Annotated in this window: 13 protein-coding genes and 1 riboswitch; of the genes, 2 read left to right on the forward strand and 11 right to left on the reverse strand. The window is 44.9% G+C overall.

Annotation, left to right across the window (positions count from 1 at the left end; translation table 11 throughout):
* Positions 1 to 15: 15 nt before the first annotated feature.
* The 4 genes from ribD to DW025_RS11505 form a co-directional block, all read right to left on the reverse strand.
* Positions 16 to 1,164: a bifunctional diaminohydroxyphosphoribosylaminopyrimidine deaminase/5-amino-6-(5-phosphoribosylamino)uracil reductase RibD gene (gene ribD, locus DW025_RS11490; protein WP_120000007.1), complete on the reverse strand. Its 1,149-nt coding sequence runs from the start codon at positions 1,162 to 1,164 to the stop codon at positions 16 to 18.
* 186 nt (positions 1,165 to 1,350) lie between these two features.
* Positions 1,351 to 1,478: riboswitch (FMN riboswitch) on the reverse strand.
* Positions 1,479 to 1,572: 94 nt separating this feature from the next.
* The gene (locus tag DW025_RS11495; RefSeq protein ID WP_117549273.1) at positions 1,573 to 3,222 is read right to left on the reverse strand and encodes a vWA domain-containing protein; all 1,650 of its coding nucleotides are present in this window, start codon (positions 3,220 to 3,222) and stop codon (positions 1,573 to 1,575) included.
* A gap of 12 nt (positions 3,223 to 3,234) precedes the next feature.
* Positions 3,235 to 3,813, reverse strand: coding sequence for a hypothetical protein (locus DW025_RS11500; protein WP_120000009.1), 579 nt, complete (start codon positions 3,811 to 3,813; stop codon positions 3,235 to 3,237).
* 27 nt (positions 3,814 to 3,840) lie between these two features.
* Entirely contained in the window at positions 3,841 to 5,013 is a 1,173-nt protein-coding gene (locus DW025_RS11505; protein WP_120000069.1) for a hypothetical protein, read from the reverse strand.
* Between the two features lie 282 nt (positions 5,014 to 5,295).
* Here DW025_RS11505 and DW025_RS11510 point away from each other — a divergent pair, with 282 nt between their 5' ends.
* Positions 5,296 to 5,802 carry a YqeG family HAD IIIA-type phosphatase gene (locus tag DW025_RS11510; protein WP_015533916.1) on the forward strand — a complete coding sequence of 169 codons (507 nt, stop codon included), beginning with the start codon at positions 5,296 to 5,298 and terminating at the stop codon, positions 5,800 to 5,802.
* Positions 5,803 to 5,942: 140 nt separating this feature from the next.
* Here the strand turns inward: DW025_RS11510 and hisS are convergent, their stop codons facing one another.
* From hisS to DW025_RS11530, 4 genes are all read right to left on the reverse strand, one after another.
* On the reverse strand, positions 5,943 to 7,208 hold the full coding sequence (hisS, locus tag DW025_RS11515; protein ID WP_117549277.1) for a histidine--tRNA ligase: 1,266 nt from the start codon (positions 7,206 to 7,208) through the stop codon (positions 5,943 to 5,945).
* 161 nt (positions 7,209 to 7,369) lie between these two features.
* Positions 7,370 to 9,427: a hypothetical protein gene (locus tag DW025_RS11520; protein WP_117549279.1), complete on the reverse strand. Its 2,058-nt coding sequence runs from the start codon at positions 9,425 to 9,427 to the stop codon at positions 7,370 to 7,372.
* 229 nt (positions 9,428 to 9,656) lie between these two features.
* Entirely contained in the window at positions 9,657 to 11,435 is a 1,779-nt protein-coding gene (locus DW025_RS11525) for a MutS-related protein (protein WP_120000011.1), read from the reverse strand.
* Positions 11,436 to 11,465: 30 nt separating this feature from the next.
* Positions 11,466 to 11,735: a hypothetical protein gene (locus DW025_RS11530; RefSeq protein ID WP_117549283.1), complete on the reverse strand. Its 270-nt coding sequence runs from the start codon at positions 11,733 to 11,735 to the stop codon at positions 11,466 to 11,468.
* A 172-nt stretch (positions 11,736 to 11,907) separates the two neighbouring features.
* On the opposite strand from DW025_RS11530, the gene DW025_RS11535 reads away from it, so the two are divergent.
* On the forward strand, positions 11,908 to 12,588 hold the full coding sequence (locus tag DW025_RS11535) for a hypothetical protein (protein WP_117549285.1): 681 nt from the start codon (positions 11,908 to 11,910) through the stop codon (positions 12,586 to 12,588).
* A 71-nt stretch (positions 12,589 to 12,659) separates the two neighbouring features.
* Here DW025_RS11535 and DW025_RS11540 read toward each other — a convergent pair whose 3' ends face one another.
* Genes DW025_RS11540 through DW025_RS11550 form a run of 3 tightly spaced genes read right to left on the reverse strand, consistent with a single transcriptional unit; the run spans position 12,660 to position 15,428 of the window.
* Positions 12,660 to 13,574: a hypothetical protein gene (locus DW025_RS11540; RefSeq protein WP_120000013.1), complete on the reverse strand. Its 915-nt coding sequence runs from the start codon at positions 13,572 to 13,574 to the stop codon at positions 12,660 to 12,662.
* A gap of 30 nt (positions 13,575 to 13,604) precedes the next feature.
* Positions 13,605 to 14,480 carry a TPM domain-containing protein gene (locus DW025_RS11545; protein ID WP_117875037.1) on the reverse strand — a complete coding sequence of 292 codons (876 nt, stop codon included), beginning with the start codon at positions 14,478 to 14,480 and terminating at the stop codon, positions 13,605 to 13,607.
* Positions 14,481 to 15,428, reverse strand: coding sequence for a hypothetical protein (locus DW025_RS11550; protein ID WP_199688733.1), 948 nt, complete (start codon positions 15,426 to 15,428; stop codon positions 14,481 to 14,483).
* Between the last annotated feature and the right edge of the window lie 119 nt (positions 15,429 to 15,547).

The raw sequence follows: 15,547 nt of genomic DNA on the forward strand, positions 1-15,547 counted from the left end.
CTTTTCTATAAGTTCTTAAACCTTTTTGTATCTGAGCATCACATCTTCATCAAATCTTCTGACCTCGTCAAGTCCAAACATATGTGCATCCGCAGGCACATCAACACCCGTTCCGGATACCGGACTGTACTTGCCCTCGCCGCCAAATATCTTCGGGGCAATGAATACACATGCCTCATCCACAAGACCTTCAGACACCATGCTGTAGTTGAGCTCGCCGCCGCCCTCAAGCAGTATTCCATCTATGCCTTTCCCGCCGAGGATCGTCATGAGCTGCCTTAGATCCACCTGTCCATCCACATCTTCAATCTCTATGATGCTTACACCTTTATCCTTGAGTCTCTCACACTTTGCTGAGTCTGAAGCTCCCGCTGCCGTCGTGGCAACTATGGTCTCTATCTCCCCGGCTGTCTGTACGATCTGTGAATCCTCCGGAATCCTGAGCTTGCTGTCACAAACTATCCTGATCGGATTTCTGACATTATCAGTATCCCTGTCCGTGCTTTTCTCTATTCTGCATGTCAGCATCGGATCATCCGCAAGCACTGTTCCTATGCCCGCCATAATACCCTTATGTCTGTTTCTGAGTTCCATGACATACGCCCTTGATGCCTCACCGGTTATCCACTTGCTGGCCCCTGTGTGGGTAGCGATCCTGCCGTCCATGGTCATGGCATATTTCATGGTCACATACGGCTGTTTATTTACTATATACTTAAAGAAAATGCCGTTTATGGCATCGCACTCGGCTTTGAGGCAGTGTGTGTACACCTCTATCCCGGCATCACGCAGTCTCTTAAAACCTTTTCCTGCCACCATAGCATTCGGATCATCGGAACCACAGTAGACCTTTCTAATCTTGTGCTCTATGATCGCGTCCACACATGGAGGCTGCTTGCCAAAATGGCAGCACGGCTCAAGCGTCACATACATGACTGCGCCCTCGGCATCCGCCTGATCCTTAAGACTGGCAAATGCTGCGCGCTCAGCGTGGAGCTCTCCATATCTCACATGATATCCCTCTCCTATGATCCTGCCATCCTTCACTATGACAGCACCTACAAGCGGATTTGGATTCACTGCTCCAGTGCCGCGCCTTGCAAGCTCTATGGCACGTCTCATATATGACGGATCAAATCCATCATCTATATCATATTTTTCCATATGACCACCATCCTACTTAATACCTTTACAGACAGACTATCGGATATTGCTCATTCAAGCCTCCGAAGTATCTGTTCGAAACACAAGAGAAAACCCCGAAGATAACTTCGGGGTTTTCTCTTGTTCAGGTATCCATCACCGAAATCCATCACAACGGACTTCCATCAGATACCCTGTTCTGAATATATAATACTTCTCTCATCCAGACTATACTGTCGGTCCCGGAATCACACCGGATCATGCCTCATGGCTCACGGACTTAAGGTTTCCCTAACACCGTCGGTGGAGAATTGCACTCACCCCCGAAGATCTATCATCATATGCAGTTGTCTCTTAAAAACGACTATATTGTATTCCATATGCCAACGGAATGCAACTGTTTTTTATGATGTATTTTACCGATTAATTTTAAAGCTGTGAATTGAACAGGCTCTTTATCTTGTAGATAATATCATCACTGTCCGCATTTATAGATGCCGCCTCATTTATTCCTGAGAGCTTTGCAAGCTCATCCGTGTCAGCATCTCCGCCGTAACCTATCGTGTATACAGGTATGTTCGACTGTCTGAGCGCACTTGTTATCTCATCCATGGAATATCCCACATTGGCATATCCATCGCTGAGAAGGAACAGCATACACTTTGCATCCGGGTGCTCTGCCTTTGCATCGGTTATCATCTTCATCGCAACCACAACGGCATCATACGAAGCCGTTCCTCCTGAAGCCATCAGATTGTTGACCGATCCCTGGAAATATGATCTCTGGTTCAGGTCAAACTGGGCGATCGGAACCTCCACTGTAACTGAGCTTGAGTAGCTGACAAGCCCAACATAATTGTTGTCATTGATATACTGCGCACCGTTTGTCAGACTGTTCTTGAGCTGGTTCATAGGATCTCCGTCCATGGAACCGCTGCAGTCCGCAACAAACACCGCGATGATGTCCTTGCCGTTATCCTTTGTCTTCTTGTATGTCTTGAGTCCCTGTGTGACCTGTGCACCGGAGAATTCTTCCGCCGCAGTATAATCATCGTTGGCATTGAAGCCCTTCTTTGTCGCGATCGTCTGCATATCATCACTCTTGCAGTAATCCACAACGAGCTGTATGGCCTCAAGCTCTGATGCAGACTTTCCCGACTTGTTACATATGTATACAGGATTGTCATGTCTCACGCCAAATGCAATGAAATCATACATTGACACGAGATTGCTGTCATTGATATATGCCTGATACTCTGACAGCATAGCATCGAGTGTTCCGTTTGATGCACTATCTCTCATCTGCTGTGTTGTATATGCAACGTATGGTATGTTTGAGTTAAACTTTGTAAAGTTATCCTCTCCGTCCTGAAGCAGCGTGAGCAGGAGGTTAAGTCCTGTGGCACTTGTCTGTGGGTTCGTGTATCCCATGGTGATCTTGTTATCCTGAACGGCCTTTATGGCATCGGCAGCAGTAGTGTAACCGCTGTCCTTCTTCACAAGGATTCCCGCTGTATTTCCAACCAGCCTGTCCGCGTAAAGCTCAAGGCTGCCACTGTTCGACATCGCATACTCTCCGAACAGGGTGTTGCTCGGGGTGTACAGATCCGGGAGATATTTGCCAGAAATGATATAGTCAGCGGCTGTACCGGATGGCACTGATCTCACGCTCATCGATACCGACTTGCCGTCCGCTGTCTTCACACCAGAACCGTTGAAGGAATTTGCAACATCTATAAGCCATGAGTCGTTGTCCTTTCCCGCCTTCTCACCTGATGTAAATATCTCTATATCTATGTCTCCATTACCCTCAACTGCCAGTGGATATTTGTCTATCTCAGGCAGCTCCGCATACAGATCCGGAGTGTCCAGAGTGACCGTACCCTTTACAGGGGTCGCTTCATTTACATCGAGATCTGCATATAACTCATCAAGAGTCATATCCGATCTTGATGATCCTCCATTTCCACTGCCTGCTATGTTGATAACCTTCCTGCCGACTATTCCGATAATGACCGCGATCATCGCAATTATCACCAGCACTCCGACTACCACTAATCCTTTTGTCCTCTTATCCATTTCTTCCTCCTTTTACATTCCCTGACTGTGGACATCCTGCCTCATGCCATTCATGCACTCTATGACATCATCCACATATTTCATATCCAGCGAGCTCAGGTTGGTGTCAATATCAACCATCTTCTCCACCAGAATATTGAACTTTCTCACCAGCTCGTCGCCCTGTCTGCACAGATTGTCGAGGTATACCGGCTGGGGTCTAGTGTAATAATCGTATGTCTGTATAAAGCCTATGGCACTGTCCATGTTGCTCTGTGCCTGCTGCTTTATATCCTCGTACAGATTGCGGACACCACTGCCCTCCTCCACATTCTCCTGGAAGTATTCCTCCCTGGACATTATGCTCTCATACTGTCTGTTGAGTCTCTCTATCTGTGCATCAAACAAATGTCCCCTGGCACTGTCCTTGAGCTTCTCCGTCGAGCGTCTTCCCTTGAGTATATGTACATTTGCTGTTATGGTGAATGTCAGCCACACTACACTGATCGCAACACCCATAGCTATTCCCACCATACTGTCAGCCAGCACAAACATCACTATTGCCAGTATGAACATTATCAAGCCTATGATATTGACCGCTATCAATCCCATCGTTTTTCCTCCTAAAGTCAATATATATCACACCGCATCTGCATGTTCATTGTCTTTCTGCAATACGCTGAGCCTTTGTTTTGCAGCATCGGTGACCGTAAGTCCCGAAAAGTCAGCAAATTCCTTCTTCTCATTTCTTATGAGCATGACCGCAAACTCCCTGTCCGTCTCCTCTGCGCAGGACAGCAGTTCATGGTAATCCACCGGCCTATCCTCATATATTCGAAGCGCAACAGCCTCCGGCACAACAATAAACGTCATGGACGTGTGCGTCTTATCCGCTATGTATATCTCCGCCTTGTCCGCAAATTTTGCAAATTCCTCCGCCTGAGTCTGAAAGCCTCCACTCTGAAGCTCCGCCAATATCCTGTCTCTGTCCTCCATGAGACTGTCGAGATACAGATAGCCCTTCAGCAACAGGAGTCCCATAAGTCCATCTGACATATTGAAGTCAAGTATACAGCCATGTCCCTCGTCACTGTCCGTCAGTACATGACACACGCACTCCGCTATATCCTCATCGCTGAGTCCGCTGTATTTATACGCCTGCTCAATCCCATCATTTGTTATGAGCACGGTCTCTACATTTCCCCTTACAGACTTTTTCTTCCTGATGCTCTCAACAGGACGTGCAGCTATCTTGAACGCCTTCAGCGCATTTACAGCATCATCTATGCTCTTCTTCCCTGATATAGAGGTCTCAAACCGTCCCTGATCCGTAGCTGCCGCCTGCACATTCCTGTATATCCTTTGTACAGAGATCTTATTTCTCCTCATTATCGCACTTAAAATGTCAATATCTGACTTCTGACCGGCCAGATATCTCTGAAGCTCCGCTCTGAGCTTTCTCCTGAAATCAAGCTCGTACTCAGTGTTGGTTATATCCGTTCCTGAATACCACCGTTTCTCCAGATATTTGTAATTATCCGGATCCCTCAGTCTGTCCAGCGCACTGTTCTTCAGACTGTTCACACCTTCCTCATCGGTCTCCAACTCACAGGCAAGTTCCGGCACACTGCATCTGTCATGTCTGTAGCCATAGAGCTTATCTATCACTATCTTCTCCCTGTAATTCAGTTTGTCTATGAGTTCATCGAACATCCGCCTGCACATACCATCCTGTGAATAGGACAGCGTATCCGCCTGCACCCCAAATACAGAACTGTACAGTGCTTCATACGAACTGATAACATCCAGCATATATTTATTATTTTCTTTTCTTAGAACATACGCCCTGTGCAATATCCCACACCTCATTCTATATAAGTTCTTAATCCAATATGCAAACCGGCATACATATCTGATATGCCCATCATCATTTTTACTTATATCTGAACTTAATCATTTTCATTATACATGTTTTGCCACAAATTAAAAACATAAAAGTGACGGGATATGGTATTTTATTATTTTATTAAGTGTTTATACAACTGTCTGTCCACCTGTGGTATAATGAATCGACAACAAACTGGGAGGATATCTATGATCAGATTTTTGCCGGATGAATACTATTCATCCACATACAAGATAGATTTCAAAAAGTATTACGACATGGGATACAGAGGTATACTGTTCGACATAGACAACACTCTTGTGAGACATAATGAGCCGGCCACATCCAGAGCGATCCAGCTCATGGAACAGCTCAAGGCCATGGGCTTCAAGGTATGTCTGGTATCCAACAACAAGGAGCCAAGGGTTGCCGCTTTCAACAAAAAGATGAAGGTGAATTACATATTCAAAGCCGGCAAACCATCGAAAAAGGGCTACATCCGTGCCATGAACGAGATAGGCTGCAACATAGACAACACGATTGCCGTGGGCGACCAGATCTACACTGACATCATCGGAAGTGCCAGCCTTGGCATACACACTATCCTTGTCAAGCCTATAGACACAAGCCACGAGGAGATACAGATCACCCTCAAGAGGATCATTGAAAAGCCGTTTATTTTCTACTTCAGGAAAAAGCATGGCATGGTAAGATAATTTCTGTTATTCATAACGCAACACAAAAGGCCGTATTCACATATCTGCCTGATATGTGAATACAGCCTTTTATTAAATATCTCAGTAACATATACGTTCTGTCATGATGTTACACATCTGTGTGATCCACAAAACGTATGTTAGTCGTTGTACACCTTCTTGAACTCTGTGTATCCCTCTGACTCCAGCATGTTTATCTGCTGCTTCATGTTCTTTCTCATCATCTGGATAGTCACTGTCTTACCTGCCTGGCGAAGTTCCTTTGCCTCCTTGAAGATCTCAAGCTTCTTGTCCAGTGTCACATCCTTGTGAATGAGGATAGCCACGTTGTCAGAATCTATCTTGTATCCATTCTCAAGCTTGTCCTTGAGGATGGTGATTATTCTCTCAAAACCTATTGAAAATCCTGTTGCAGGAACATCCTGTCCACAGAAGTTTCCAACCATCTTGTCATATCTTCCGCCGCCGGCGATGGAGAAGTTGTAGTCATCTATTGTAACCTCAAAAATAGGTCCTGTGTAATATCCCATACCTCTCACAAGAGTAGGGTCAAATACGATCTTTACGCCATCTGCAACCATGGTCTTTGCACTTGATATGATCTCGTCCATATTGGTTATAACCTTTGGATCAAGGCACTCAGCGTCTATGTCCTTACAGAACTCAGCGCAGCTCATATCTCCAAGGTTCTGGTATATCTCAAGATACTTGTCCACCATCTCTGCGTCGTATCCGTTCTCTGTGAGCTCTGCTCTTATGCCATCCAGACCTATCTTGTCATACTTGTCAAGGCTGATGAGTATGGAAGCAATGTCTTCCTCTGCAAATCCCGCATTCTTCGCAGCACCACGAAGTATCTGTCTGTCGTTGATGTGGATAGTAAAATCTGTTATTCCCACCTCAGAGAATATTCTTGAGAGCATATCGGATGTGGCTGCCACAAGCTCTATCTCCGCAAGGTTTGTATTGTCACCAAGTATATCTATATCGCACTGGGTGAACATTCTGAATCGTCCCTTCTGGGGCTGATCCGCACGGAATACAGGTCCGATCTGGAGTGCCTTGAACGGGCTTGGAAGCTGTTCCTTGTTGTTCGCATAATATCTTGAGAGTGGAAGTGTCAGATCATATCTGAGTCCGCTGTCTGCCAGCTCTCCCTTACCTGCATCGATGGCTCTCGCAAGGTCTGCGCCTCTCTTCATCACCTTGAAGATAAGCTTCTCATTGTCACCACCCTGCTTGCTTGTAAGATTCTCTATATGTTCCATAACAGGAGTCTCTATCTGTGTAAATCCAAATCTGGAATAACTTGTCTTGATCATTGAAAGCACATGCTCTCTAAGCCTCATATCAGCCGGAAGCTGATCACACATACCTTTTACCGGTGTCTTGATGAATTTTGCCATTTCTAATCCTCCTGATCTTACATCTTTATTAAATCCAACCTATTCTAGCATATACAACTATATTTTTCCACCCTTAAAAAGAACACCGGAACAAACTTGTAGTTTGTTCCGGTGCTTTTCACATAATATATTGATATTTTTAATTGTCCTGTAATATCAGATTACTTGAGAAGATCATAGTTGAGCTTCTTGATAACAAGGAAGGCCTTGTTTCTGAGTTCCTCACCTGAGAATTCATCAAGCTGTACATTCATATCCCAGTTGTACTTCATGAGTGTATTCATAAGATCCTCAATGTAATCCTTTACATACTTGACGTTGCTCTCACTCTTATCCTTGAGCTGGACAACTATATTGTCTATAGCCTCGATGATTCCTGACTCCTGCTTCTCCGGTGCCTGTCCTGACTCATCGTTGAGCTCTATAACCTTACCTGTCTTGGTTATGATGACCTTCTTGTTAGGAGCTGCAGCAGCCTTGCTCTTCTTGTTGATCATATGGTTGATACACTTGATCAGACATGCTACAGAGTATGTCATCTCCTCGTTTGATGGCTTGTCTATTCCCTTGAGAGTGTGCTGATGGTACAGGTACTCTGACTTGCACAGCATCTCCTCAACAATAGCTACCTTACACAGTGATACCAGATCAGCCGGCATAGCCTGCTGCTTCTTACCGAAGAGACCACCGCCACCCTGCTCATTGTCCTCCTTATACTTCTCAGGAAGGGCTGTTCTGACATATGTATCGTGCAGGTACTTCTTGGCTGTGTTGATATCGTAGCTTGATGCAAGAACCATCTTCTTGGTACTGTTGAGTCCGTTAACGACCATATCCTCAGCAGCCATGAACAGAAGGATCTTCTGTCTGTTGTCAAGCATTGAGTAAACCTCTCTGTTCTTGTTGTTCTTCTCAACAATTGACTTCTTTCTGACATCAAATACCTTTACCTTCTCCTTTACACTGAAGAATGCCTTCAGCATTGAAGGGTTAGCGTTCAGGAAGTTGCAGCACCATGTGAGCTCTATGTACTGATCCTCGATCTTATTTGATACCTCATACAGGCTGTATCCCTCAAACAGTACGTTGAGTGCCTTGGAGAGGATCTCCAGACTCTCATACTTCTCCTCGTATGACTTCTGTGTTATATCAGAGTTAACATATGCCTTGATTCCGCACTCTATGAAGAGCTTGTTGTACTCATATGCTCCCTCAGGAATGTTCTGACGTCCGCTGAGCTGTGCTCCTGAACCAAGTGTCTGAAGTACCTTCTTGACCTCCGGCTCATTCTCGATAGCCTGATATACCTTCTTGGTAAATGCGCATGTCTCATTCAGCAGTGAATCGATCCTCTTGTTGTATACCTCCTGCTTGGAGATCTCTGAAGCCACCTTGCTGCTGAGGATCTTTGCTGCCTCTGTGCTTGTGACATTCTTGATGAGCTCCTTGAAGTTTGAGTATACTGACAGGTTATCTATAGGTATGTACTCTGCGTTCAGTCCGTAGAACTGGAATGCCTTCTCATACTGCTTGTTCGCAATGTAGATAGAGAAGAGGTTGATAGATAACTGTATCTTGTAATCGTTAGGTGCATGTGCATCCTCAATGACGTAATCATAAAGTACCTCGAGGTTGTTGATATATGAATCAGATCCTATGTCTTTGGCTGAGATATCCATCTCCATAACCACATTGATCAAATCCAGATATCCGAGCAGAGCCTTGTCAAAGTTCTTTGGTCTGTCATCATCCTCAAGTATCTGGTATGAAATGTTGATGAGAAGTGGAGCGATCTTATCCCCGATCAGTCTCATGCACTCTGGGATCTTCTCAAGCTGTAAGAGATACAGCAGCCATACACTGTAACGATAAACACCTGTAGCTGATACAGGCGCATCTATATCGGCAGGGTCAATATCACCATATACAAATCTGAATAAAGGCTCTATCCACTCTTCGATCGCATAGTGTCCGGTCGCCTTTATATTAAAGTCTACAAACTCTGCAAGCTCATACAGCTTTGTACACTGAGCACGAACCTCGTCATCCACTGTCATGGTCGACAGATCAAAATTAGAATCCTTCAGGCTGTCTATAACCAATGTATAGAATCCGTCCTCAACCTGATCATTCAGATAACGAATAAGTGTTCCTTTATTACTGGATGCCGCTATTGATAATGCGTTATCCCCTGCCTGTCCTATATTTGCTGGTAACATAATATGTCTACCTCCTTTTGTTTTCGTATGTCTGGCTTACGAATATTCTTGTATTATTCCCCTCAAATCACTACTCCAAATATAACATATTTGGTAAAATCATTCAACAAAGTTTTTGGTTATTACTGATAACTGTCATTGTGCATAATTACCCAAAAATTATAGCACTAAAAAAATCGCATTTTTTGTGCATTTTTACTGTTATGCCAGATAATGCCAGATTTCAGCATCAGTCGAGTCCTGCCATGTGAAGTATCGCCATGGCATTTGTCGTGGTACACCTGCCATCCTTCTTCTTATAGTCGAATTTCAACTGGTCTCCCTCGTAATATTCCTCGAAATGATAGTTCGCAGCAGGTGTTCCGTCCTCCGCCTTGAGATCACACAGCTCAAAATCGTGTGTCGATACCAGTGTCATTGAACCCGCTCCAGCAAGCTTTCTGATGACCTGTGTTGCTCCCACTATTCTGTCAGCAGAATTTGTTCCCTTGAATATCTCATCTATAAGACAGAGCATAGGTCTGTTCTCTTTTCTGTACTCAACCATCGTCTTTATCCTGAGTATCTCTGCATAGAACGTTGATATTCCATTGCTGACATCATCGGTCACCCTCATGGATGTGAATATCTTCATCCTGTCAGCCTCCATATAGCCCGCACACACTGGAGCGCCCGCATATGCAAGCACCAGATTTATACCCAGTGTTCTGAGGAAAGTCGTCTTTCCAGACATATTACTTCCGGTTATTATCGTGGCACCGCCCTTGAAGTCCGCGTCATTTGCCACGACTGTATCAGGGCTTATCAGAGGATGTCTCATATCCCTGGCGGTGACATGCACTCTGGCATTTGCGCCGACCTGTGGATAGCTCACTTCCCTCGTTCTTGAAAGGACAGCAAATGACATGAGTTCCTCCATATCAGAGACAGCCTTTATCCAGCCCTCAACGCTCTGTCCATTCTTCTGTTTCCATTTGTCCATCATCCTGCCTATGTGGAAGTCCCACATTATAAGTCCACACAGTATCTGATGAACTATAGGATTGTATCTGATATTGAACGCAGCACTTATCGTCCTCAGTTTTCTTATAGCCGCCAGGGCACCAGAGTCATTTGACAGATGCGACTTGATGTCATTTAAAAGTTCACTGTCGAAATTCTCCCCGGAGATCAGCTCGAACATTCTTATATAGTCCTCTATCACATAGCCAAATGAGATCATCGGCATGACAGCCTGACCCGCAACTCCGCCAAAAAGCCAGGAGAACAAAAGCACAACAAAGAATGAGACAAGCGTCCAGCCTATGTTTATCTCACCCATTATTCCAAGTATAAATGCCACCAGTGTTATCGCCGGCAGTAAAAATCTCAATATGTTGAACACCGCAGGTATATGGTCATCGCCATTGCAGTATGCCACAAATTCATCCGCGGTATATTTCTTCTTTTTGCCCATACCGGTCTTCACGCCGAGGGTCTCAAAATCCATCGAGAACTCTCTCTTTGAAGTGAGCTCTTTTATCGCCTCCTGGCGCTTCTCTATGTCTGCTATATCGTATTTCGGATCGCGTATACTCTCGGCGAGAGCCCTTTTTCCCTCCTCGGTTCCCGCAACACAGATAAACTGATACAGAGAGCTCTGTCCAAGAAGGTCCATATCCCTTGCAACCAGATCGTCATCGCCGAGATACTGCGCACCGTTATCCTCAAACTTCTTCCAGCCGTCGCCAAATCTCTCAATATACCTCCTGAGCACCTCCGACTTGGCTTTCTTATATTCCAGCTCCTCACTGAGCTTTCCATGGATAAACACCATTGCGACAAATGCCACAGCGGCCATTATTCCCAGGATCAGCACTGTCACTCTGTTGTCATATATGCCTATTATCAGCCCTGCCAGAGCTGCAAGGAACATCACAAATCTAACCCCTGAATACGTTGCAGACTTCCCCTCAAGCGCCTTGATGTCCTTCTCCAAAATGTTCCTTTCGTCCTTGTATTCGTTCATGTTATCGTCCTTTCATAAAAAACAATATATTTACTTTTTGTCCGGCTTGTCCTTCTTCTTATATGACATCACACCGTTCTCTGATACATCTATCATGTCCGGCTTGACAACGAGCACGATACCCATTACCCCAAATACCACACACAACACGATGCATATTATTCCGATCACCTTATACGATGTAAATGCGAGCATGCCAACTCCCACTGCCAGTGTGAGTGCCGCACATAGAAAATAGTTCTTCTGAAGTGCCTTTATCGCCTGTTCTTCTTTGTTGTAATCCTGTCCACTATTATTCATGTTCCATTTTACCTCCATATATCCATTCCATTATAGATGAATATATCATACACGGTATATCATTCGCAAATATTAATTCCTGTGAATCAATCCACCACACTTATTGCATTTGACACGAATACATATTAAAATAAATGGACAGGTTATATTCTATGGGAAGGAGATTTTTATCATGAACAAATTGACAAAAATGGCGCTCACTCTTGCCGCTGCAGGAAGTGTCTGCTACTTATTCAAAGACAAGATCAAGACAACGAAAGCTTACCAGACAGTTGAGAACAATGATACTGTAAAGAAGGCAAAAGCCACAGCTACAGATACTTACCACAAAGTAAAGGACTCCGAGACAGTCAAAAAGATCAAGGACTCTGAAACATACCACAAGGTAAAGGACTCTGAGACAGTCCAGAAGGCAAAGGATACGATCAAGGATACCTACAATAAAGTAAAAGATTCCGAGACAGTCCAGAAAGCAAAGAATACAGTATCCGACACATATGACAAGCTCAAGGACAAGGTTAAGGAAAAAGCTGCTTCCACCGAAGATGGCGACCGTGAATATTTCACACTTCACGAAGACACCACCGGAGCAGAAGAAACCACATCCGAAGAAGCCGCAACCGAGGATGCTGTAACCCCGGAAGCCACAGCGGATATTCCGGATGAGACAACCGCAAAGGCCGTAACCGAGACCGTAGCTGAGGCTGAGGATGTTCTCGCCGAGGCAACCGGCGCCGTTGCAAATGCCGCTGACGCCGAGACCTCAGAGGTAATCGGCGATGAGTACATGGGACTTTCAGATGTATCTGAGGATCCATCAGTGCTCTCCGATCAGGACAAGCTTGACGTATAGTCTGCACAGTATAATAGGCAAAACAAAAACAGTATATGCGATCCGTTTGATAACGAACCGCATATACTGTTTTATTTTTTCCCTGAATCTCTCAGATATGACAATGCTTCATCTATGGCAGCCTCCGTCTTGAAGTCCTGCTCATATGTCACACCGTCCACATCCACCATGAGTAGTTTGTATATCTTTTTGTCTGCCGGCCCTATATTCGCCGATGTTCTGAGCTTCTTGAACGTCTCTATGGTGCTGAGTTCCACCACATCCGTATGCCAGGTTCCGTGATATACCAGATATTTGTCTGTTATGGCTATACCATCCTGATCATAGTAGAGATTGTATCTGAGCTGTTCATCTATATCCCTGACAGTATTCCTGTCTGCCTTTCCGCCCGATACGACCTGCATTCCTGACACCTTCCATGGACAGCACACACTGTATATACATCTGACTATATTATATAACGCCCACAGAGCCGTCAGCACAAGAACCAGCAGCATCATATTATAATAGATCCTCGGAAAATCCACCTCACTTATTATGAGTGGATATACCTTGCTCTCAAGCTGCTTTGATGGTATCCCCATGTCCTGTGCAAGGCCATCAACTATCGATGTATACACATCATCCGCAGAGACTACTCTGCCTCTCAGCGTATAATTCAGCAGTACATCTTCGTTACTCCTGATGAGCAGGATGGCATATCTGCCATCCTGCTGACAGTAGTAGTACCTGCCCTGCCTCTCAGAATCCACATAATAATCGTATCCTATATAATCCGCCCGATCCACGGTTATCGTCACATCCCTGTCGTTTGGATTCGCTCTGGACTCTATATCAGCTATGCTCCTGTATGTCCTGCTCCTTATCCTGTCCGGCAGACTGAAATGCCACGCCATGATGATCATGCATCCCACCATGATCAGTGATAGAATGATCCCGGGTATTCTGTTTTTTAGAATATAACTTTCAAACTTCCTGTTCTTCATAATATGTCTTTCCCGCGTACGGTCAGATTTTTAGAAATGGCTTCCGCCACCGCCATGACCACCGCCACCGCCTGATCCACCAGAACCTCCTGAGCTGCTCTGGATAGTCACGCTGGTTACTTCCTTACGTATAAATATATCTCTTCTGTCAAGCTCCTTGGCATTTCCATCGCTGTATGTAGAAGCTGTTGTGGTATCTTTTCCTGCTTTCTTCGACAGATTCACGATGCAGAATGCGATGGCTGCTCCAAGAGATACAAGGAAGCATATAAATGGTGACAGGAACTTTAATCCTCCTGTGCTGCTCTTCATAGCCGTCTCTGTTCTTGACATCATTCTCTCAAATGCTCCAAGAGTATCCGATCTGAGTATCTTTCCACCGTATTCCGTTATGGATGTCGCCTTGGAATCACTTATTCTCTTCTTCGCCTTGCCGGCTGTGCACAGATAAACATATCCATCGTTCTCCTGCCAGTTGGCAACTATAACTACGCTTGTGCTGGCATCCCTGCCGTCAAGATATGTTCCTGCAGGCCACTCTTCCCAGCCGAATCTGTAATAATCACAGATCTTCTCTGCTATATCCTTTGTGTTAGACTCTATGTCATATGAAACTGCATCGGCATCATATTCTGACAGATCTGTGTACTGATCCATGGTAACGACAACAAAGTCCATACCCACTTTATCTTCCAGTTCTGCTATCTCCCCGCGGAGAGTCTCCTCCTCCGAATCAGACAGCTTATCTGCATAGTCAAACACTCTCTCATTTGTCTTACATTCTGTATTATTTCTGGCGTCATGCTTGAGATTGGCATTTGATTTCACAAAGTATCCTATAAAGAACACTATTCCAAGTCCAAGTACCACGAGCATTGCCACGATAAATTTCTTTACTGCATTCATTTACAACACCCCCAATAACATAGACAAGCCATCAAGCAATACAAATGCTGCGCCAAACAAAAGTGCGGTAAGTCCAACTGCCTTACTCATGCTCTTCGGCTCTGTTCCGACACATTTTCCAGTCTGTCCGTTGACATAGAACTTATAGTTTTTGCCCTGGAAACGGTACTCATATACCCACACTGGCATGAGTCCGAACTTTGTTCCCGTGAGTCTGTTGTTGTTCCTGAATCTCTCATTTGTAAGTGATGAATATCCGGTTGTGGTGCTTCTCACCCAATCTCTGTTTGCCTTCTCTGCCTTTGCCTGAGCCCTCGGCTCCACCTCATTCGGCGGCATATTGTAAGTCTCCGCATCGAATCCCGAGAGGTACTTGTTGTCATGCTGCATGAGCTCTTTGTAGTTGTACGGCTCCATGAGATCCATGATTCCATCCTCCATGGCTATGGATGCATCAACCGGTATGCCCTCATAATTCACATGCAGTCTTCTTCCGACATCAAAATATGAAGTCTCTGTATATCTCTTGTCTCCAGACGTCCATGATCTGACCTTTGTTCCTATGGCCTCATAAGCCACATCCGAATCATAATCGTACATCCAGAATGGGACATACACTCCCTTAAGCGCCTCAAGCGTCTTCTGTGAGAGGAATGTTCCCGGTATAAATAGCTTTTTACCAAATTCATTCCTCAGCTTCTCCTCAGCCTCATGCTTTGATATCTTAAATGGAAGTATCACATCAGCCCCATACGGATAATTTACTTTGTCATCCCTGAGCAGATATGTTCCACATGAAGGACATCTTCCCGCAGACTGATACTCAGTGTAAGGTATCTGCGAACCACAGTTTATACATATTACAGGCTCCTGTGATGGAACCAGTTCCTGACAGTCGCTTCCCCCGCAACTAAGGCACACCATCTTTTTCTTTGCAGGATCGTACACTACATTACCCCCACAATTTACACAACGATACAGCAAGTTATCTTCCCCCTGTCCTTTTTTATCGTTTTTCCTTCCAAACTTCCTACGCTATCTCCCAGCGTACTTGCGCTTATTATAGC

The sequence above is a fragment of the Coprococcus sp. AF38-1 genome, assembly GCF_003603945.1.
Lineage (GTDB): Bacteria > Bacillota > Clostridia > Lachnospirales > Lachnospiraceae > Coprococcus > Coprococcus aceti.